Origin of the sequence: Streptomyces sp. NPDC057950, from assembly GCF_042887295.1 — a bacterium.
Classification (GTDB): domain Bacteria; phylum Actinomycetota; class Actinomycetes; order Streptomycetales; family Streptomycetaceae; genus Streptomyces; species Streptomyces kaempferi.
Map to the genome: position 1 here is coordinate 513794 of NZ_JBHVPP010000001.1, position 20402 is coordinate 534195.

Annotated in this window: 17 protein-coding genes and 1 pseudogene; 6 read left to right on the forward strand and 12 right to left on the reverse strand. The window is 68.6% G+C overall.

Translation table 11 applies throughout. The features are described 5' to 3' along the window. Positions 1-43: 43 nt before the first annotated feature. The 4 genes from ACFVTC_RS02330 to ACFVTC_RS02345 all read right to left on the reverse strand — a co-directional run bounded on the left by ACFVTC_RS02330 (position 44) and on the right by ACFVTC_RS02345 (position 5667). Positions 44-1429, reverse strand: a complete 1386-nt coding sequence (locus ACFVTC_RS02330; RefSeq protein WP_390123053.1) for an MFS transporter — start codon at positions 1427-1429, stop codon at positions 44-46. Between the two features lie 494 nt (positions 1430-1923). Further along, positions 1924-2811, reverse strand: a complete 888-nt coding sequence (locus tag ACFVTC_RS02335; protein ID WP_390123055.1) for an NmrA family NAD(P)-binding protein — start codon at positions 2809-2811, stop codon at positions 1924-1926. 884 nt (positions 2812-3695) lie between these two features. Further along, a complete protein-coding gene (locus ACFVTC_RS02340) occupies positions 3696-4265 on the reverse strand; it encodes a TetR/AcrR family transcriptional regulator (protein ID WP_390123057.1) in 570 nt (189 codons plus the stop codon). Between the two features lie 508 nt (positions 4266-4773). Further along, on the reverse strand, positions 4774-5667 hold the full coding sequence (locus ACFVTC_RS02345; RefSeq protein ID WP_390123059.1) for an NmrA family NAD(P)-binding protein: 894 nt from the start codon (positions 5665-5667) through the stop codon (positions 4774-4776). A 564-nt stretch (positions 5668-6231) separates the two neighbouring features. On the opposite strand from ACFVTC_RS02345, the gene ACFVTC_RS02350 reads away from it, so the two are divergent. Next, positions 6232-7119 (forward strand): NmrA family NAD(P)-binding protein, encoded by an 888-nt coding sequence (locus ACFVTC_RS02350; protein WP_390123061.1) that lies wholly within the window; start codon positions 6232-6234, stop codon positions 7117-7119. Between the two features lie 176 nt (positions 7120-7295). On the opposite strand, the gene ACFVTC_RS02355 is transcribed toward ACFVTC_RS02350, so the two are convergent. Next, positions 7296-7757, reverse strand: coding sequence for a winged helix-turn-helix transcriptional regulator (locus ACFVTC_RS02355; RefSeq protein ID WP_390123064.1), 462 nt, complete (start codon positions 7755-7757; stop codon positions 7296-7298). A gap of 60 nt (positions 7758-7817) precedes the next feature. Between ACFVTC_RS02355 and ACFVTC_RS02360 the strand changes: the two genes are divergently transcribed. The 4 genes from ACFVTC_RS02360 (at position 7818) to ACFVTC_RS02375 (ending at position 10898) form a co-directional block, all read left to right on the forward strand. Beyond that, on the forward strand, positions 7818-8333 hold the full coding sequence (locus ACFVTC_RS02360; RefSeq protein WP_390123066.1) for a carbonic anhydrase: 516 nt from the start codon (positions 7818-7820) through the stop codon (positions 8331-8333). Between the two features lie 96 nt (positions 8334-8429). Further along, the gene (locus ACFVTC_RS02365) at positions 8430-8972 is read left to right on the forward strand and encodes a carbonic anhydrase (protein ID WP_390123068.1); all 543 of its coding nucleotides are present in this window, start codon (positions 8430-8432) and stop codon (positions 8970-8972) included. A 35-nt stretch (positions 8973-9007) separates the two neighbouring features. After that, positions 9008-10063, forward strand: a complete 1056-nt coding sequence (locus ACFVTC_RS02370; protein WP_390123070.1) for an MBL fold metallo-hydrolase — start codon at positions 9008-9010, stop codon at positions 10061-10063. A gap of 34 nt (positions 10064-10097) precedes the next feature. After that, positions 10098-10898 (forward strand): alpha/beta hydrolase, encoded by an 801-nt coding sequence (locus ACFVTC_RS02375; RefSeq protein ID WP_390123072.1) that lies wholly within the window; start codon positions 10098-10100, stop codon positions 10896-10898. A 156-nt stretch (positions 10899-11054) separates the two neighbouring features. Here ACFVTC_RS02375 and ACFVTC_RS02380 read toward each other — a convergent pair whose 3' ends face one another. The 7 genes and pseudogenes from ACFVTC_RS02380 to ACFVTC_RS02410 all read right to left on the reverse strand — a co-directional run bounded on the left by ACFVTC_RS02380 (position 11055) and on the right by ACFVTC_RS02410 (position 19199). After that, positions 11055-11402, reverse strand: a complete 348-nt coding sequence (locus tag ACFVTC_RS02380) for a VOC family protein (RefSeq protein ID WP_390123074.1) — start codon at positions 11400-11402, stop codon at positions 11055-11057. Between the two features lie 210 nt (positions 11403-11612). Further along, complete coding sequence (locus tag ACFVTC_RS02385) at positions 11613-12524, reverse strand: pirin family protein (RefSeq protein WP_390123076.1); 912 nt, start codon at positions 12522-12524, stop codon at positions 11613-11615. Positions 12525-12864: 340 nt separating this feature from the next. After that, positions 12865-13836, reverse strand: coding sequence for a TDT family transporter (locus tag ACFVTC_RS02390; protein WP_390123078.1), 972 nt, complete (start codon positions 13834-13836; stop codon positions 12865-12867). A gap of 292 nt (positions 13837-14128) precedes the next feature. After that, positions 14129-15574: an aldehyde dehydrogenase family protein gene (locus tag ACFVTC_RS02395; RefSeq protein WP_390123743.1), complete on the reverse strand. Its 1446-nt coding sequence runs from the start codon at positions 15572-15574 to the stop codon at positions 14129-14131. A 416-nt stretch (positions 15575-15990) separates the two neighbouring features. Beyond that, positions 15991-17481 (reverse strand): FAD-dependent monooxygenase, encoded by a 1491-nt coding sequence (locus ACFVTC_RS02400; protein WP_390123080.1) that lies wholly within the window; start codon positions 17479-17481, stop codon positions 15991-15993. A gap of 733 nt (positions 17482-18214) precedes the next feature. Beyond that, positions 18215-18409 (reverse strand): annotated as a pseudogene (locus tag ACFVTC_RS02405) (SDR family NAD(P)-dependent oxidoreductase); the annotation flags it as partial. Between the two features lie 193 nt (positions 18410-18602). After that, positions 18603-19199 carry a TetR/AcrR family transcriptional regulator gene (locus ACFVTC_RS02410; protein ID WP_390123082.1) on the reverse strand — a complete coding sequence of 199 codons (597 nt, stop codon included), beginning with the start codon at positions 19197-19199 and terminating at the stop codon, positions 18603-18605. A gap of 90 nt (positions 19200-19289) precedes the next feature. Between ACFVTC_RS02410 and ACFVTC_RS02415 the strand changes: the two genes are divergently transcribed. After that, a complete protein-coding gene (locus ACFVTC_RS02415) occupies positions 19290-20042 on the forward strand; it encodes an SDR family oxidoreductase (protein ID WP_390123084.1) in 753 nt (250 codons plus the stop codon). Positions 20043-20402: the final 360 nt, after the last annotated feature.

Consider the following 20402-nt stretch of genomic DNA (forward strand, 5'->3'; position numbering starts at 1 on the left):
CCCGTACGCGCGTACGGGGGCCGGGAGATGAGGACGTGCGGAGTCAGGCCGTGGAACGCGCATCCGCCGCCGGCACGGAGACCTCCGCCTCGCCGTGGTCCGCGACATCGGCCAGATCACGGTGCCGGGTCTCCTTGGCGACACCCACCGAGATCAGGGTGAGCACGGCCGCCCCGATGACGTACAGGGAGATCGGTGTGGAGCTGCCGTAGTCGGACAGCAGCGCGGTCGCGATCAGCGGGGCGGGAGCGCCCGCGGCGACCGAGGCGAACTGGGCACCGATCGAGGCACCGGAGTAACGCATCCGCGTCGCGAACATCTCGGAGAAGAAGGCGGCCTGGGGCGCGTACATCGCGCCGTGCAGGACGAGTCCGACGGTGACGGCGAGGACCAGGTTGCCGAAGCCGCCCGTGTCGATGAGCGAGAAGAAGGGGAACATCCACAGGCCCACTCCGGCGGCACCCAGCAGATAGACGGGCCGGCGGCCGATCCGGTCCGACAGCGCGCCCCAGGCGGGGATGACGGCGAAGTGGACCGCGGAGGCGATCAGTACCGCGTTGAGCGCGGTCTGCCGGGAGACACCGGCGGACGTGGTGGCGTACACGAGGATGAAGGCGGTGATCACGTAGTAGCTGATGTTCTCCGCCATCCGAGCGCCCATCGCGACAAGGACATCGCGCCAGTGGTGGCGCAGCACGGACACCAGCGGCAGCTTCTCCGCGGCGGAGTCCGGTGTCCGCCCGCGCTCCTCGGCCCGCGCCAACGCCTCCCGGAACACAGGTGATTCGTCGACAGACAGACGTATCCACAAACCGACGAGGACCAGCACGCCGGACAGCAGGAACGGGATGCGCCAGCCCCAGGCGACGAAGGAAGCGTCCGACAGCGTGGCGGTCAGCAGCGAGAGCACGCCGGTCGCCAGGAGCTGCCCCGCGGGAGCTCCGGTCTGCGGCCAGGAGGCCCAGAACCCGCGCCGCTCCGCGTCCCCGTGTTCGGACACCAGCAGGACGGCGCCACCCCACTCGCCGCCCAGCGCGAATCCCTGGACGAGGCGCAGTACCGTCAGCAGCACGGGGGCCGCCGCGCCGACTGTCGCGTGCGTCGGCAGCAGACCGATCGCGAACGTCGCCCCGCCCATCAGCAACAGGCTGAGCACCAGCAGTTTCTTACGGCCGAGCCGGTCCCCGTAGTGTCCGAAGACCAGCGCGCCGAGGGGCCGCGCCGCGAAGCCGACCGCGTACGTGAGGAACGACAGCAGCGTGCCGACGAGCGGGTCGGAGCCGGGAAAGAAGAGCTTGTTGAAGACGAGCGCGGCCGCCGAGCCGTACAGGAAGAAGTCGTACCACTCGATGGTGGTGCCGATGAGGCTGGCGGCGACGATGCGCTTGAGGTTGGCGGGTGGTGGGGGAGCGGTTGCTGCGGAGGCCATGTGCGCCACTTCCTTGTGTGCCGTGGGGACGGGTACGTGTGGCACACCGTAGGAAGATGCAGGTCAGGGGCACATGTGGTGGGGCACCATACTTTGAGGGCGACTTGTGCGTGCGGCGCCTATGCCTGCTCACGGAAGGGTGGTTCAGCGGCTTTGGAGGGCCCGAACGAGCGCGCCCTGGGACGTCATTGTCAGAGAGAAACCGCGGCGGCCGAGGGGGGCCTTGGCGGCGTGAGCCATGAGTTCGGGACGGCACGTCGTCCTTGGCGTGTGGACTCCGGCTGGTGGTTTGCCCCGAGGCCGTTGATGGACGAGCAGGGCGCGGAACCCGTGGACCGCGGCTCTCGGCAGGAGCGGTTCCAGGTCCGGCGGGCGGCCTTCATGCCTTCATCCGGACGCAGGGGACAGGAACCCGCTGTACGGACGGTATACAACGCGCCGGCCGAGCAGGCACCGTGACGCGGAGGTGCCTGCTCGGCCGGTGTGACCAGTGGCTATGCGGCCTTGGTCGAGTAGGGGAGCTCGAACAGTGAGCGGTGCTCGTTGATGAAGTCCTCGACGGTCTGGAGGGGCTGTGCGGTGATGCGGGCGGCGGTGTCGGTGACGCCGGCCAGGCGGCCTTCCTGCTGGTCGATGGTGACCGCCTCGAAGTGCTTCAGCTTGGCCTTGTCGTCCGGGATGCCGATCAGCTCCAGGAACGGCGCCACGGTGACCCGCTCGAAGGGGAGGTCGCGGCCCAGGACCCGGCCGACCTCGGCCGCGAGTTCCTCGTGGCTGTACTCGACCGGACCGGTGAGAGTCAGCGCCTGTCCGGCGTGCTCGGCAGGCTTGGTGAACAGCTTCGCCGCCGTCAGGGCGATGTCGTGGCCGGTGATCGGTGCGAAGCGGCTGTCCGCGTCGAAGGGCATGACGTAGCGCCCGTAGCGGATGAGGCCGGAGATGTAGAGCAGCCACTGCGTGAAGAACGTGATCCGCAGGTGGGTGGTGGGTACTCCGGACCAGGTGAAGACCTGCTCGGTCAGCCAGTGGTTCTGCGTCGCCTTGCTGCGCGCGTCGGGGCGCGACTGGATGTGCGACATGTTCACCACGTACTCGATGTTCTGTTCCTTGGCGGCCTGCGCGAACATCACGGCCGCTTCCACCAGGCCTTCGCCGACCGGGTAGTTGAAGTAGGCGCGCTGCACGCCCTTCAGGGCCGCGCGGACGTCGCGGAAGGTGAGCAGGTCTCCGAAGACGACCTCGGCACCCTTGTCGCGCAGGCGCTGCGCCCGCTCGTCGTCCGTGCGGACCATGGCGCGAACGTGGAAGCCCTCCTTGAGGAGGTGGTCCACCATCGGCCGGCCGGTCTCGCCGGCGGCGGTCGTGATCAGAATCGTGGTCATGTTGGTTTCCTCGAGATGTGTCGCCGATGCCATTGGCGGGGGCGGTCTGAGTGCACGCCACGTCTTCGTTGTCATGAGGTGCGGTCACCGCGTGATCTTTGGCGGGTGCGGCAACTGTTTTTAGATTACCTCTCTAATCTAAACGCGGCAAGTCATCTGTGAAGCGGACGTGACCTGCACATATGTCCGTCCGCTCGCCTCAGAAGGCCCTGAGAAGGCAGAACCGAGAGGTGCACCGCATGACACGCCTCGCGTTCTCCCGGGCGCCGTGGGGTGAACACCCGGCGAGGAGGCGACCGCCGGCCTGGATTCGCGCGCGCTCCGGTCGGCATGCCTGAAGTCGTGGGTCGGTCCCTACGGACAGCCCGGCACTGTCGCTCCGTGCACAGCGACCCTCGTGTGGCCTGTCCGACCCGCAGGCCGGTCTCACAGGGCGGGCACGTCTCGGTGCGTTCCCTGTACGAGCCTGCGGCGGCCGGGTGTTCCTCTGGTGAGCTGGATCCATGCGCAGCGCCGCGAGGAGTGCGGGCGTGAATTCGGCACGACCGCTGCGCACGTCACCAGCCCATCCGTGGCCCGCAGTCGTAGAAGGCGCTGCGCCGGCATGGGCAATCTCGGCAGGGCGGCCGAAGCCGCCTTACGGTATGGCGGCGCGCGAAGGGGGCGCCTCATGGGACGATCACCGCAGATGCGGCGTCTCGCGCAGCGCGCCGTCGACGCGGCCGGTGGGAGGGTGCGGTGCCCGAGCCAGGTTCTCCCCTGCGCGCTTCGGAAGGCCAGGGTGTCGGCCTGGGCCCCTTCCTCGTGTCACGCCCGGCTCGGTCGAACGGCGAATCGGCCGAGCGTCATGGGTCCGTCACGGGTCGGTGGCTTACCCGCAACCATTAGGACAGGGAGTCGGTGATGGAGCGGCGGGCAGCCTGCAAGATCTCTTCGGACAGCTCGGTCGACGAGGTCGCACGGGCCAGCAGGATGGCCCCGACCAAGGTGCAGGTGGCGACCAGCCCCTCGTCTCCGTCCTCGGTCATCCAGTCCACGAACCGCCGCACGCCGTCGGCGTAGGTTCGCTGCGAAGTGACGTTCCCGTCATACGCGGCCTGCGCCAGGTCGCCGGCGAACCCGGCCGAAGGGCAGCCCGTCCCCGGATCGTCGCGGTGCTCGGGTGACAGATATTCCTCGACCATGGCCCTACGTGCGTCGGGGCGGCCGGGGTGCCCTTCGTCCAGGCCCGCCAGGTAGCTGTCCCGGTCGTTGAACGCCTGCGCGGCGGCCTCGGTCACCAGCGCTTCCTTGGAGGCGAACTGCTTGTAGAACCCGCCGTTCGTCAAGCCCACGGACTTCGTCAGATCCGTCAGGCTGACGCCCTGGATGCCTCGCTCGCGGAAGAGCCGAGCGGCCGCAGCGACAATGCCGGCCCGGTTCTCCTCGGCCTGAGCCCTCGACACTCGACTCATGTGAGCACCCGCCCAATCGCTTATATTCTGAGTGACATCTATGCTAACTCATCCGGACCCTTCCCCGGAGCCGCAGCGCCGCGCCTCAGCCGGCCGATCGGCCGTTGCTCCCGGCACGTCACACGCGATACGTGCCTGACCGAAAGCTGACGCAGGTAGGTGTGCCGGGCCGGTCGGTCGTCGAGGTCGGCTGGTTCCCGGGTGGTGAGGCTCTGAACGGAGTGGAGCGTCCCCGCGAGACGGTCCCGGTCTTCGGCGAGTGTGGGACGCAGGGGAGTCGTTGTCCGCGTCCGCCCTGCGGGCACACCTGGGCTGTTCGGTGTGCGGGCGAACGGGTCCGTCGGGCCCTGGCCGTGTGGGGCCTGCCGGGAGCGGACCGGGGTGAGCGGTTGTCGTCCTGCCGGTCCGGCAACGCCGTCCACGCCTCCTGGCCACGGGCGGGTGATGAAGCATTCCCGCTTCGCCCGCGGTGACGGCGAAAGCCGGGACGTGGCCAGGAGGTGGCGCTTCAATGGCTGACGCCGTTGAGGATGTCGGCGTGCGCGCGGGCGAACTCGCCCACGGTCATCGAGCGGCGTCCGGTGAGCTTCTCGACGTTGTCGTCGGCGCCGGACATTCGGCCGTTCTGGTAGTCGACCATGGCTCCGCCGAGGTGCTGGACGACGTAGGGGGGAACGCCCATCGCTGTGAGAGAGGTGACGTACTCCTCGACGGGCAGGTCCTGGAAAACGATCTTCCGGCCGAGTGCCGCGGAGAGCTCGGCGGCCATCTGTTCGTGGTCCATCTCGACGGGGCCGGAGAGCGGGATGGTCGTGCCGATGTGGCTTTCGGGGGCGAGCAGCAGCGCGGCGATGGCGCGTCCCTGGTCGTCCGCGGCGATCGGGGAGTGCCTGCCCTTGCCCACGGGCATGCGCAGGATGCCCTGCTGCAGGTAGGGGAGTTGCCACGGGTACAGGAGCCACTCCAGGAAGTAGGTCGGTCGCAGGTGGATGACATCCAGCCCCGACCAGTTGAGGACCTCCTCGGCGATGAAGGTGTCGCGGCACGAGTCGCTGGCGGACTCCCGGTTGGCCGAACGCTGCGACAGGTTGAGCACCGTCCTGACGCCCGCTTCCTTCGCGGCCTGCGCGAAGTTCACCGTCGCATGGATCAGGTCCGGCTGGACCGGCCACACCAGGTACGCGGCCGACACTCCCTCCATGGCCGGGCGGACCGTGTTGATGTCCAGCAGGTCACCGACCACGATCTGCGCGCCCAGCCTCGCCAGGGCGTCCGACCGCTCGTCGATACGGTGCACCAGAGCGCGGACGTTCATCCCCAGCGCGAGTGATTCACGGACCGCCGCCCGCCCGGTGTCCCCGGTCGCCCCCGAGATCAGGACGGTCTTCGCTTCAGCCGACATGGTTTCCTCCACTTGCTTTGAGTGTCTTGCCGCCAGGCCCGTCAGCGCCTGGTTTTTTTGGGGTGGGCGTGGCCTCACCGCGCTTTTAGATTACCTATCTAATCTAAAAGCGCAAACGGGCGCGGTCCAAGCCGGCGCCCCGCATGCTCACCGCGAACGGCGGGAGGCTGGTCAGGAGGCTTCCGGCCCATGTCCGCACACCCGGGACGGCCGGGCGGAGCGCTGTCGAAGCGTCTGCCACCGCGGAGCCTTCGGCAACAGCGCACGCCATGCACGGGCTCGACGGACCACCCTCCGTCCTGAACCCCTACGATGAGAACAGGCGAGGCCCGGGGCGGTGCGTACGTAACCGGTGAGCTGGACGCAAACGTCCGGACGCGGGCCCGTCAGGCACGGCGGACCCGTTTTCCCGAGAGGGATCCCCGCGTGGGCGCCGCGGAGTCAGAGGGCGCGGAGTGTGTGGTGCCGCGAAAGCCGCGACGCCCACGACCACCTATGACAGCCCCTCCGGATCTGATCCGCCCCGCCGGCTCCACCGGACCCGCGGAGCGAAGAGGTGAGGGCATGACCACGATCCTGGTCACAACGGCGAACGGCGACACCGGCCGGCCGATGGTGGACCACCTCCTCAAGGAGGGCTTCCACGTTCGCGCCATGGTCCGCACGGACGACGAGCGGGCGCAGCGCCTGCGCGACAAGGGTGCCGAGGTCGTCTTCGGAGACCTGCTCACCTTCCGCGACGTCCGCGCGGCCCTGAAGGGCGTGCGGCGCGCCTATTTCAACTACCCGGTCGGCGACGGCATGGTGGAAGCCGCGGTGATGTTCGCGCAGGCCGCCAGGGAGGAACACCTCGATCTCATCGTCAGCATGTCGCACATCCAGTCGCGCCCCGACGCGCGCAGCAAGGCGACGCAGAACCACTGGCTGACCGAGCAGGTCTTCACCTGGTCCGGAGTACCCACCACCCACCTGCGGATCACGTTCTTCACGCAGTGGCTGCTCTACATCTCCGGCCTCATCCGCTACGGCCGCTACGTCATGCCCTTCGACGCGGACAGCCGCTTCGCACCGATCACCGGCCACGACATCGCCCTGACCGCCGCCAAGATCCTCACCCGGCCCGAGGGGCACGCCGGCCAGATATACACGCTCACCGGTCCGGTCGAGTACAGCCACGAAGAACTCGCGGCCGAGGTCGGCCGGGTCCTGGGCCGCGACCTCCCCTTCGAGCGGGTCACCGTGACGACGTTCCTGGAGCTGATCGGTGAGCCCGATGACATCGCGAAACTGAAGCACTTCGAGGCGGTCACCATCGACCAGCAGGAAGGCCGCCTGGCCGGCGTCACCGACACCGCCGCCCGCATCACCGGACAGCCGATGCAGACGGTCGAGGACTTCGTCAACGAGCACCGCTCACACTTCGAACTCCCCTACGCCGTGGCGGCGACCTGAGACGTTCCGGCCTCTGCGCACCTGCCGGACGGTGGATCCGGGCAGGCCCCCGGACCGACCGCGTATGTCGATCCACGCGGGACACGCGCATGCGTCGACATCGCGGCATGGATGTGGACCGGCAGGTCTTGATCGCGCCCCGTGCCGCCCAGTACCGCGCGGCACGGGAAGTGTCTCTACCCCTGCAGCACCGGCGGGTGCGTACCGCCCGCGACGTCGAATTCCCCGGGGCGGATCTCCTCGCGGCAGCTGCTGCATGTCGTCAGCGGATGCAGTTCGGCGCCGCAATGGTGCCGGAACACGGCCTTGGGCTCCTGGTCGCCGGTGTGGCGCTCGCCCCAGTCCTTGAGCGTGAGGATCACCGGGATGAGGTCCACCCCGGCCTGGGTGAGGTGGTACTCGAAGCGTGCCGGACGCTCCGAGTACTGCCGCCGCACGACGACCCCCGCTTCCTCGAGCCGTCGCAGACGCCCGGACAGCAGGGTGCGCGGCGCGCCGGTGAGCTTGGCGAGGTCGGAGAAGCGGTGGAAGCCGTAGAGCAGCTCCCGGAGAACGGGCAGTGAGTAGCGGTCGCCGAGGACTTCGAGCGCGTCGTTCATCGTGCACTGCCGTGGGGTGGGTATCGATTCTGGACTCACACTGCTAGAGTACACCTCAGTGAGTCCAGAAAGTGGACTCTCCAGCTGAAGGAGCATGTCATGGGTGTCGTCGAAACCCTCGCCGACCGCAACGCCGACTTCGCCAGGACGCGGTTCACCGAAGGCCTGCGCATGATGCCGAACCTGAAGGCGATCGTGATCGGCTGTGTGGACCCGCGCGTCGACCCGGCCTCGGTCCTGGGTGCCGAGCAGGGAGACATCGCGGCCATCCGCAACGTGGGCGGCCGGGTCACGAAGCGGACGCTGGAAGAACTGGTGATGCTCCGCAGGGTGACGCAGGCGGCCGGCGCCGACCTCGGTCCGGGCTGGGAGCTGATCGTCCTGCAGCACACGCACTGCGGGATCACCCTGCTCGAGGACCAGCCCGAGCTCCTCACCTCCTACTTCGCGACCGACGAGGAGGGACTGGCCGAGCAGGCGGTCAGCGATCCGCGCGCGGCCATCACCCACGACGTGGCCGCCCTGCGTGCCGAGACGCGCCTGGAAGGGGTGCGCGTGTCCGGGCTCCTCTACGACGTGGCCACCGGCGAGATCGAGACCGTCGTCGCCCCGTAGTCCCGGCACGACCGAGGACGCATCGCCTCCCCTCCCCGAGCGCTCCGCCCGTACCGGGCGGGTCCGCGGTCCCTGCGAACAACCTCAGGAGATGCCATGACCGACGTTGCCGAACTGGTTTCCCGCAACGCCGACTTCGTCGCCGAAGAGTTCCTGACCGCGCCGGGTCTGACCATCAACCCGACGGGCAACATGATGATCGTCGGTTGCGTCGACCCGCGTGTGGACCCCTCACATGTCCTGGGCCTGCGTCGCGGCGAGGCGGCCGTGATCCGCAATGTGGGCGGCCGCATCACTCCCGCGACCCTGCGGACCATGCAGATGCTCGGCAAAGTCGGCCAGGCACATGCGGACGGCAGGGCCGAGGGTCCCTGGAACCTGGTCATCCTCCACCACACCGACTGCGGGATGCTCGACCTGGCCCCCTTCGACGGCCTCCTGGCCGAGTACTTTGAGGTCTCCCCGGACGCGCTCGCCGCAAAGTCCGTCAGCGACCCCTACGGATCCGTCCGCGTCGACGTCGACATCATCCGGCAGGAAGTCCGCAGTTCCGACTTCCTGGTCTCCGGCGCCGTGTACGACGTCTCCACCGGCACCGTCGAGGTCGTCGTCCCGCCCACCGCCGTCCCAGTCGCCTGACCCCAGGCTCCTGCGCGAACAGACTTCGGAACGTCATGTGCGACACCACCCACGCCACCGCTCACGACGCCGTGCTCTCCGGCCCCCGGCAGGCGCCGGGCAGCGCGGTGGACCCCATCACCCTCCAGCCCGTCGACGAGGTCCGGGTCACGGTGCTGATGGACAACACCTACGACGCCCTGCTGACCGGCGACGAACACACGACCAGGACCGGGTTCGAGCCCGCCGCCACAGCTGCCGCCCAGTTCGAGACGGGACGAACAGCAGTGGGCCTGCTGGCCGAACACGGGTTCTCCGCCCTCGTCACGGTCCGGCGTGGCGAGCAGGAGACCACACTGCTGTTCGATGCCGGGCTGTCGCCGACCGGCATGATCACCAACGCCGACCGCCTCGGCATCGCGCTGGAAGGCCTGCGGGGCGTCGTCCTCAGCCACGGCCACTTCGACCATGCGGGAGGGCTCAGCGGCCTGGCCGACAGGCTCGGCCCCCGCAGGATGCCCATGGTCGTCCACCCCCACGCCTGGACGCGACGCCGCATCCGGGCTCCACACGACACCTTCGACATGCCCACCCTCAGCAAGAAGGCCCTCAACGCGGAGGGATTCGAGATCATCGAGCGCAGGCAGCCCTCCCTCCTCGTCGACAACAGCGTATTGATCACCGGAGAGGTGGACCGCACCACCGATTTCGAACGCGGCATGCCGGCCGGACACCAGGCATGGCACGACGGCCAGTGGCAACACGATCCCCAGGTCATCGACGACCAGGCGCTCGTGGTGCACCTCGAGGGCCGCGGCCTGGTCGTACTCACCGGATGCGGTCACGCGGGCGTCATCAACATCGTCCGCCATGCCCGACGACTGACCGGCGTCGCGTCACTCCACGCTCTGCTGGGCGGCTTCCACCTCAGCGGTCCCACCTTCGAACCCGTCATCGCCCCCACCGTCGCCACCCTGACCGACCTCGCCCCCCACCTCATCGCCCCGGGCCACTGCACCGGCTGGCGGGCCCAGCACGCCCTGGCGGCGGCGATGCCCGAAGCCTGGAGTGCCAGCAGCAGCGGCACCACTCACCGCCTCACCTCCGCCTGACACCAGGCGCACCCCTCACCGAAACGAGCTCTCCATGTCCTCCCCGCGCACCCCCGTCATCTTCGTTCCGGGACTCTGGCTGCACAGCACGTCCTGGACACCCTGGACAGAACTTTTTCAGAACGCCGGCTACGACCCGATAGCACCTGGGTGGCCAGGCCAGGCCGCCACCGTCGAAGAGAGCAGGCTTCGCCCCGAAGACCTGGCGGGCCACAGCTTCGGCACCGTCGTCGCCCACTACCAGCGGCTCATCGACAGCCTGGAGACACCGCCGATCCTCATCGGACACTCCTTCGGCGGGGCCGTCACCGAGAAGCTCCTGGGACTCAACCGAGCCGCCGCGGCCGTCGCGGTGGACGCCGCACAGATCAAGGGCGTCCTGCCCGTACCCCTCACGATGCTGCGCAGCGCCCTTCCCGGCCTGAGGAACCCGGCGAACAGCCAACGCGCCGTCTCCCTGACGCGGGAGCAGTTCCGCTACGGCTTCGGGAACGCCGTCAGCGCACAGGAGTCGGACGCGCTGTATGAGCAGTGGAGCATTCCCGGCCCCGCGAAGCCGCTGTTCGAGGCGTCGGTGATGAACTTCTCGCCGAACTCTCCCCTGAAGGTCGACACCCGCAACGACCGCCGCGGCCCCCTGCTGCTGATCATGGGCGGCAAGGACCGCACCGTACCGCCCGCCATCTCGAAAGCCACCTTCAAGCGGTACCGCAATTCCAGGGCCGTCACCGACCTCAAGGAATTCTCCGACCGCGGCCACTCCCTCACCATCGACCACGGATGGCGCGAGATCGCCGAGTACTCCCTCAAGTGGCTGCAGAACAAGGGCTTCTGACAGCTCATCACTCCAGGGCGCCACGCCCGGACCGAACGGCCCGCAGCACACTCGCCACCAACTCCAAGGCGTTCGCCCAGGCTTACTGGTGGCGGTGCTCTGCGGCCGGCCTGATGCCGTCCCCAGAGCACCGCAGTGGTGCTGGACGCGCAGGGCTCAGGCGCGAAGCTGCATGTACTCGAAGACGGAGCCGTCCGGGTGGCGGGCGACGATCCTGGTGCCGTTGGGAACTTCGTTGGGCGCTTCGAGGATCTCGGCGCCCGCCTTGCCGAGGGCTTCGAGAACGGGGGCGAGGGAGCCCACGATCACGGTGGCGTTCTGTGAGACGTAGTTCTCGAGCGGCCCCGAGTAGAGCAGGAAGGGCCCTACGAGTGCCAGCTCGAGCTCACGGTACGGGAATCGGCGGACTTCCGTCTCTCCGGTCAATTCCTGGTACAGAGGGATCGCGTCCTCAAGGTTTTCTACCTCGACGTTCGCGACCATTGCGTGGATGTTGCTGCTCATAGTGTTGCTCCCTTTTTGGTTACGGTTCTGGATGGTGGCACCGCCGGTGCACTTTTGGCGTGCAGCGGCATGTCTGATCGCCTGGCGGTGGAAACTTGGAATCCCTGGACGACGCTCACCTGGTCGAGCGAGTCCGGTGCTATTCGTGCGCCGGGAATCGGGTCTTTCGTCTCCGGGCCGGCCGCACGTGACAGCGTCATGGAGATGGGGTCACCGGAAACTGAGGGTGGTGTCCATTTCCCACATCAGTACCTCCGCGCCTTCAGCGCCTGCACTGATCCGCCGGCCTTCGGAGCCCGTGATGCGTGCCGCATCCCCTTGGGCGAGGGCGCCGGAGCCTTCGAGGGAGATGCTGCCGTGAGCCATGAAGAGGTGTACGAACGGTGCCGTAGCCACCTGCACCGTCTCGGCCGGGCGGAGCCGGGCGACGTGCAGAGCCGCGTGCTTCTGCCGGATGGAGATGGCGCGGGCGCCGGAGTGCTTGGGCATACCTGAGGCCAGGGTCACCCATCCGCCCTGATCGAGCGGCGCGTTGATGTCCAACTGCTCGTACCCCGGAGTCACGTTGGCCGTGTCCGGGAGTACCCACATCTGGATGAAGTGCACTGGATTCGCGTGTTCCTGGTCACCAGTCAGTGTCCAGGAGTCATTCTTCTCGCTGTGCAGAATGCCGGAACCGGCCGTCATGCGTTGGGCCAGCCCGGGATAGATGATTCCGTTGTGGCCGGTCGAGTCCTTGTGGACGAGGGCTCCCTCCAGGACCCAGGTCACGATCTCCATGTCCCGGTGGGGATGGGTGTCGAATCCGGTGCCCGGCTCGACGGTGTCCTCGTTCGACACGAGCAGCAGCCCGAAGTGCGTGTTGTCGCTGTCGGAGTGAGCGCCGAAGGAGAAGGAGTTGAGCGATCGCAGCCACTCGGTGCGCGCGAGATGGCGGGAGGGGGAGCGACGAATGTCGATGGCGGCGCGCAAGGTGGCTTCCTTGGAGGGTGAGGACAGGGGCTGCTCGTGGATGTATTGCGGAGCGGGGGCGTCAGGCGGCCACTGCTCGATTTCGGGACGGGCTCTGAGTCGGTCCTGGTAGGGCTCCGGTGCGTCCACGGCGACCGCACGTGTGGTCATGAACGCGACGTCATTCGCGTGGGGCTTACCTACGGCCCGGTCGGAGCTCGCCGGATTCAGCGATGCGGGGACCGCATACCGGGGCATAAGCGCCTCGGCCTCACGATCAGGAAAACACATATGGACGATCGGGTCAAGAATGGGTCGGCGCTGTCGTGCAGGTCACCTTCGCGGCCGCTCCCGGCACCGTGCGCGCGATGATGCCTGGTGCGGAACCGCGAGGCTCCGCCTCGCTCGGCTCGTTCATGAACCGCGCGCGGGGAGGGCTCGGCTCAGGTCCCTCGGACGTCCGCGGATGCCGCGGCCCCGTGCCGTCCTCCCCTGATCCAGTGGGCCGCCCCTACGCAGAGGGAAGCGGTGGCGCCGCCGGGGGCAGGAACTGGTGTCGCGCCATGGCCACCAGCGTCCGTACCGCGATGGCTCCCACGAGTGCGGTCGCGGCGGCCAGGATGAGGTAGGAGAGAACGAGTTCGCCGGGAGGGTGGCCGGTGCTGGTCCAGTGCAGTCCGGTGGTTGCCACGGTCGACCAGGAGAAGGTGAAAGCCCAGAAGCCAGGCGTGAACTTCAGGCGGAGAAACAAGGGGAGCAGACGTACCTGGGCGAGGATCATCAGCAGGCAATAGCCGGCGAGCACGGCCGAGAGCCGGTCGATACGGTCGTGGTTGAGAGCGAAGCAGGCGACGCTCGCCATGGAGGCCGGCACTACCTCGATGGCGAGCGTCGGCGTGAGGCCCGGCGGCATCGGAGGCCGGAAGAAGAGCCGGGCCAGGATCATGGAGCCCAGGACGACCCACGAGATGATGCCCAGACCGAACATGACCTCGGCCACGCGCTCCTGCCCGACCTGCACGGCACAGAAGGCGGCAACGAGACCACCGCCGGTAGCGGGCAGAAAGTAGCCCGGATGAAGCTGGTCCAGCTCGAGCGGGCCGTATATCCACTGCCCGGTGTACCAGCCGCCCACGAGCAGCGTCAGGACGATGAAGACGTCCACCACAATGCGGCCGGCGTCGGGGGCGTACGGGGCTATGCCTTGCGCTGCGAGGAGCATCGGCGTGATCACCGCCAGTGAGCCGAACGGGCTCCCGACACTGTCCAGCATGTCGGCCGCGAAGGCTCCCCGGACAGACACCGCGTATCGCAGATACAGCAGCAGCGTCACGCACCAGACGGCTGCGGCGAGCGCGACCAGGGCACGGCCCACGTCGATCGGCACGTGGCCTTCATGGGCCGCCGTGAGCCAGGTGCCGGCCAGGCCCGCGAGGCCCAGAGATATTCCGAAGAAGGCGAGAGGTATGCGCGGCACGGCCATATCCAAAACCCCTGGTTCCAAGGATCATGACGGGCTTCGCCGTGTCCCGTCGTGCGGGACCCGGCCAGGCGGGGACGGCCCCCACGACGCGTTCGCCGCCGCAGAATGCCGTCCCCGAATCCGTTGGCTCTATCGAGTCTGCATCGATAGGAGCCGCACCGCCCGCGCAGTGCGGTGCAGCTCGCGGCAGGTGCGAAACCCCGGCATCTGTGAATCCCCGGCATGTGAAACCCCGAGGTCAACGCTCTGCGGGATGCCGGCCGGGCGATCCCTGCCGGCACGCACCGACTCGTCAGAGTTCGAGGTCGGTGAGAACCAGGACTCGCTCGTAGGTGTAGTCCTCCATCGCGAACCTCACGCCTTCGCGTCCTACGCCCGACTGCTTGGCGCCGCCGTAGGGCATTTGGTCGGCGCGGTAGGACGGGACGTCACCGATGATCACGCCGCCGACCTCGAGCGCGCGCTGCGCGCGGAAGGCGACCTGCACATTGCGGGTGAACACCCCCGCGTGGAGGCCGTATTTGGAATCGTTGACCGCGGCGAACGCCTCTGCCTCGCCATTCACCTTCGGCCCGGTCAGGACCGGGCCGAACACTTCCTCGCAGGCGAGGGTGGTGTCCGTCGGGACGCCGGTGAGCACGGTGGGTGCGTAGGACGCGCCTTCGCGTGTGCCACCGGTATGGAGCTTGGCGCCTGACGTCACTGCCTCGTCGACCCACGACTCGACACGCATGGCGGCCCCTTCGCTGACGAGCGGGCCGACGTCTGTGGCGGCGTCCGACGGGTCACCGGTGACCTGGGCTTCGACGGCCGCGACGATCCGCGGCAGCAGGCGGTCGTAGATGGCGGCATCCGCGATGACGCGTTGCACGGAGATGCACGACTGGCCGCCCTGGTAGTTGGAGTAGGTCGCGATGCGGGTCGCGGCCCAGTCCAGCTCTTCGTCGGAGGCGTAGTCAGCCAGGACGACCGCTGCGCCGTTGCCGCCGAGCTCCAGGGTGCAGTGCTTACGCGGCACCGAGTCCAGGATCGCGTAGCCGACCTTCTCCGAGCCGGTGAAGGAGATCACCGGAAGGCGCTCGTCCTGGACCAGTGCGGGCATACGGTCGTTGTCGACCGGCAGGATCGACCAGGAGCCGGCCGGCAGGTCGGTCTCGGCCAGCACCTCGCCGAGTACCAGCGCGGAAAGAGGAGTGTTCGGAGCGGGCTTGAGGATGATCGGCACACCGGCGGCGATGGCGGGGGCCACCTTGTGCGCGCCCTGGTTCAGCGGGAAGTTGAACGGGGTGATGCCGAGTACCACGCCCCTGGGAAAGCGGCGGGTCAGTGCGAGGCGCCCCCGGCCGCCCGCGTCGGTGTCCAGGCGCTGGGCATCGCCACCGTTGAAGCGCCGGGCCTCCTCAGAGGCGAAGCGGAAGACGGAGACGGCCCGGCCGACCTCGCCTCGCGCCCACTTGATCGGCTTGCCGTTCTCGGCGGAGATCAGCTGCGCCATCTCCTCGGTTCGCTCGGCCAGGCGCTTGGCCACATGGTCCAGGGCGGCGGCCCGCAGGTGCGCCGGAGTGGCGGCAAACTCGTTCCGCACCGCATAAGCGGTGGCGACAGCCTCTTCGATCTGTGCGTCGGTCGGCACGGAAACCCTTCCGACCAGGCGGCTGTCCCACGGAGAAGTCACGTCGAAGGCGCTGTCGCCTTCGGCTGAGCGTCCTGCGAGCCAGAAGGAATGGATAGAAGTCATGGGGGGCTCCGGCTCTTTCGCGCAATGGAATTTCGAACGGCGTGTCATTCACCGTAGGTGCGTGCCCAGCCGCCCTGGTTTGTGCGACCTGTCGGAGTGGGTTGATGGCACGCTCCTGTTTGGTATGAAGAGGTTTCAGCTCGCGTCTGCTTGCCGACCTGTTGATCGGGTGCTCTCGGCACGCCAGCTGTGGCCTCTGCCGGGGAATTCCTTCGTGGACTCGCGTCAGACGCCTCGGCCGTAGCGGGCACGAGCACTCGTCCGGGCGGTGGCGTGGTGTCCGGACCAGCGCGCACCCGCGACCACGCCCGAGCCGGGGGAGTGGCGTGGCGGCGAGTGGCTGTTCCGTCGCAGCCGTGGGCACCGGACCGTGGCCGGAGGGGCGGCGGCCGCGTCGCGCCGTGTCAGGGGCCGGCCTATCCGAAGGTGGGGGTGCCCTGATGGGCAGGAGTGCCCGCACCACACCAGTCCGTCAGAGCCCGTCGGACGTCCTCGGCCCGGCGTTCCGCGTGCTCCTCGGAGGTGGTCCACGCGATGTACGCGTCCGGCCTGACCAGTACGGCCTTTCGTGTCAGGCCCGGCGCGGACACGAACTCGACCTCGTCGGCCCAGCCTTCAGCCACCGCGGCGGGGAGCGCCGTATCCGCGGCGGTGACGAGCACGAAGCGCCGGGTGCGAAGAACCTCGTACAGCCGCCTTCCGTCGGTCAGCGGCAGGTCGGGAACGCGCTTGCCGACCAGCGGGGGTGCTCCACTCGGAGCGGCATAGGCGATGTCGATACCGGAGATCGCCCGGGCCGCCCGCTGAGCCACGGGCGGAATGCGCAGCACCGTGCGGGCGAAGAGGTCACGGAATCCGCACATCGCCTTTGGCGTCGTCAGTACCCCGCGCAGCAGGGCGCCGCTCATCCGAAGCACCCGGCGGCCCACGGGATGCCGCTCGGCCTCATATGTGTCGAGCAGGGCGTCCGGAGCCCGGCCGCGCAGGACGGCCGCTAGTTTCCAGCTGAGGTTGGCTGAGTCCTGGATGCTGGTGTTGAGGCCCATCCCGCCGGCAGGCGAGTGAACGTGCGCGGCGTCGCCGACGAGAAATACCCTGTCGACGCGGTAGCGGGGGCACTGGCGTTCGTCGCTGTGGAACCGGGAGAGCCAGCGTGCGTCCCGCATGCCGAAATCGTTGCCGAGCGCGCGTTGGGCGACCGCGCGGATCTCGTCCAGATCGACGGCCGTGTTGTCAGGCATGTCGTGGCGACGGTTCCAGGCCATGACGCGGAACCAGCCGTCGCCGAAGGGTACGACGATGGCAAAGGCGTCCCCGACCGCCCCGACGGTGGGAGGTTTTCTCGGCGGCTCGGCCAGGCGTACGTCGGCAAGCATCATCGACCGAACCGCGGACCGGCCGGGAAAGGGCAGGCCGAGGGACTCACGCACCTTGCTGTTTCGGCCGTCGGCGCCCACCACGTAGGCGGCGCGCAAGGTTTGTACGGTGCCGTCCGCGGCGCGTACCTCGACGTCGACGCCCGTGGAGTCCTGCCGGAGGCCGGTCGCCTCGCAGCCGCTCATGATGTCCACTCCGTGGGTGAGGGCGCGGGAGCGGAGCAGCCGCTCGGTGTTGTACTGCGGTGTCACCAGCACGTGCGGGTAGCGGGTGGGCAGCCGCGACAGGTCGATCTGCAAGAACTGCAGAACCGGATTGCGCAGCCCCGTCTTGAGCAGGTCGTCGGCGATCCCGCGGGCGTCGAGTTGCTCCATCGTCCGGGCGTGCACGGCGAACGCCCGGGTGAGCTTCGACTCCCCTTCACGTCGCTCCACCACGGTGCAGGCGATCCCTGCCTCGGCCAGATCGCCCGCGAGCATCAGCCCCGCAGGGCCTGCCCCCACGATCAGCACGCCTTCGTCGGAGCCCATGTGCGTCCTCCGCATCGATCGACTGGGAATTCAGGAGTGGGGCCGCCTCGGCGGGCTCGGCGACATTCACCCTCCTCGATTTTCGAGTCCTACAGAGCGCGTTTCCATTCCCGTCGTCTTGCGTGGCAGTGGACGGTTTCGTTTGGATCCGCCGTCCACTGGTTCGAGTGTTGAGTCTCTTGTCCGCCGGCTGGTGAGAACCTCAGCGACATACAGGGGCGCGGATTCCCGCTCGGCTCTCTGCGCGTGTCGTCACCCGGGCCGGACGAGGGGCTCCGTGTGGCTCATCCGCGGGCGAACTCCCCCAGGTCGGCGTGGCGTTGAACCGGTCGGCGCAGACCATCGCCAAACCGTGCGGGACGCCCCGGGTGCACATTGAGCGTGGAGTCCTCGGATGCCCAGTCCTGATGGAAGATGCCCGTTCCTTCCCATCGTCACCGGGGAATCCGTTCGAACCAGCGGAGGACGGCCTTTCCTCGGCGGCTGATTCCCTCGGGGCAATGCGATCGGACGGTGCGCCTCGACTCACCCACGCTACCCGAGAAGCATCGCATCGGCGCGCCGTGAATTCCCCGGCAACGGCCCCGGCCCCGGCAGCAGGAGCGGACAGAACTGGGCACCTCCGCGCCATTTCCGACGCACCACGCAGAGTCCGCGCGGAGGCGTCCAATGTCCAGCTCGCCTCGTTGAACACCGATCGGGAACGGAGAATCACTCAGGCCTGAGACCTGATTCAGGCCACCGTCGCGTCGTGGGGCGCCTTGGCCCCGGCTGTGTTGGGCGCCATGCCGGCGTTTCCCGGGGCCTTGATCGGTCCGGGCACCAGAGTGTCGACCGGGATGCCTCGGTCACGCGACTCATTGGCCCAGGCACGGGAGAAGGAGCGGATCGCGGCCTTCGAGGCAGCGTGGACGCCGAAGGCTTCTGCGCCTGAGGTGGCGACACGCCGCGATGCTGCGGTGCAGGCGAGGCGCCGACGCCATCGGCCCGCTCGTCATCGGCCACGCGGCGCGGACTCACCCAATGAGCGGCGCGGACTCACCCAATGAATGACGTCCATGTGGTCGAACTGTTAGACCCCTCGTCCTCCTCGTGACCGACGGAGTGGTCCGGTGGGACCGTCAGTCCGTGGGGCGGGGCAGTACGGCGAGGGCGGTGCTGGCGATGTCCGTCAGCGTCTCCTCGTCGGTCCCGGCCTTGCCCAGTGCTTCGATGCCGCGCAGTACGGCGAGCACCAGCGCGGCCAGCTTTCCGGGGTCCGCGTCCGGGGCGAGGTCGCCGTTGCGCTGGCAGGCGGCGATGTCGTCCTCCAGCAGCGCGCTCAGTGCCTCGACGGCCGCGTGTGCCCGCTCGGCCACGGTCTTGTCGTGTTCGGCCAGCTCGGCGGCGCCCTTGGCCAGCAGGCACCCGCGCTGGGCGGTGTCCGCGGCCGTGGCCGCGGCCACCGCGTGGAGGTGCGCGGACAGCCGTGCGTACGCGTGCTCGTCGTCGCCGCGCAGCTGCTGGGCGGTGGCATCGACGACCGACCTGCAGTAGTCGTCGAACACACGGTGGAAGAGATCCTGCTTGCCGCCGAACGCGCCGTACAGGCTGCCCTTGCCGAGGCCCGTCGCCGCCGCGATGTCGTCCATGCGCGTGGCGGCGTATCCACCCGCCCAGAACTGCTCCCGGGCCGTGTCCAGTACCTGCTGCTCGTCGAACTTCCGAGGTCGCCCCATGCCGGCGAGCCTACGCTTACTTGACCCATTCGTCCACAACGGCTAACTTTATGGACGAACGGGTCAATAACTATCGAGGAGCAGCACGCCATGACGGAAGTACTCGCAGGCAAAGTGGCCGTGGTCACCGGTGCGAACAGCGGAATCGGACTGGCCGCCGCGCAGCGTTTCGCCGCTGAGGGCGCTCACGTGATCATCACTGGTCGGCGTCAGGACGCGCTGGACGCGGCCGCGGCCGAGATCGGCCACAACGTCACCGCCGTTCGCGGAGACATAGCGAATCCCGCCGACCTCGACGGGCTCTTCGCGGTCGTCGCCGAGCAGGGCCGCCGCATCGACGTGCTTTTCGCGAACGCGGGCGGCGGGGAGTTCGCGACCCTGGAGGACGTGACGGAGCAGCACTTCGACGACACGTTCAACACCAACGTCCGGGGGACGCTCTTCACCGTGCAGAAGGCGCTGCCGCTCCTGAACGACGGCGCCTCGGTGATCCTGACCGGTTCCACCGCCGCCACCACCGGCGGAGAGGCGTTCGGCGTCTACGCCGCCTCGAAGGCCGCCGTCCGCTCCTTCTCCCGCACCTGGGCCAACGAGCTGCGCGGCCGTGGCATCCGCGTCAACACCCTGGTGCCCGGACCGATCAAGACCCCGGGAATCACCGGCCTGGCACCCAGTGAGGAAGAGGCCAAGTCGCTCCACGCCTTCTTCGCGCAGCAGGTTCCCCTCGGCCGCATGGGCGACCCCGCGGAGGCGGCTGCGGCAGCCCTCTTCCTCGCGTCCGACCAGAGCAGTTTCGTCACCGGGACCGAGCTCTACGTCGACGGTGGCCTGAACCAGATCTGAGTGACCCTGCGCCCCGCGACGGTGGGCCGAAGCGGGTCCCCACCCGCAGGATCCCAGGATCCGCCCGCCGCGTGACCTCGTCGGCCTGGGCAGATGCTGCCCGAACGACGAAGAAGGTCGCCATCGCCGCCGCGTTACGCGACACCCGGCCGGCGATATCGATCACGTTCGCTCTGGTTCGCCGCTCGGGTGGCCCTCCACGCGGCCGCCGGACGGATGCTGCGCCGGGCGGGAGACGCGAACGCAGTGCCTCATCGCTGTGAGGCGAAGTTGCTCGGCCCAAGCTCCTGGCCCGGCACGAGAGCCGCCCGAAACCGTGGCCCCTGCTTCCTTCAGGGCTGGAGGAAGCACCCACCGGCC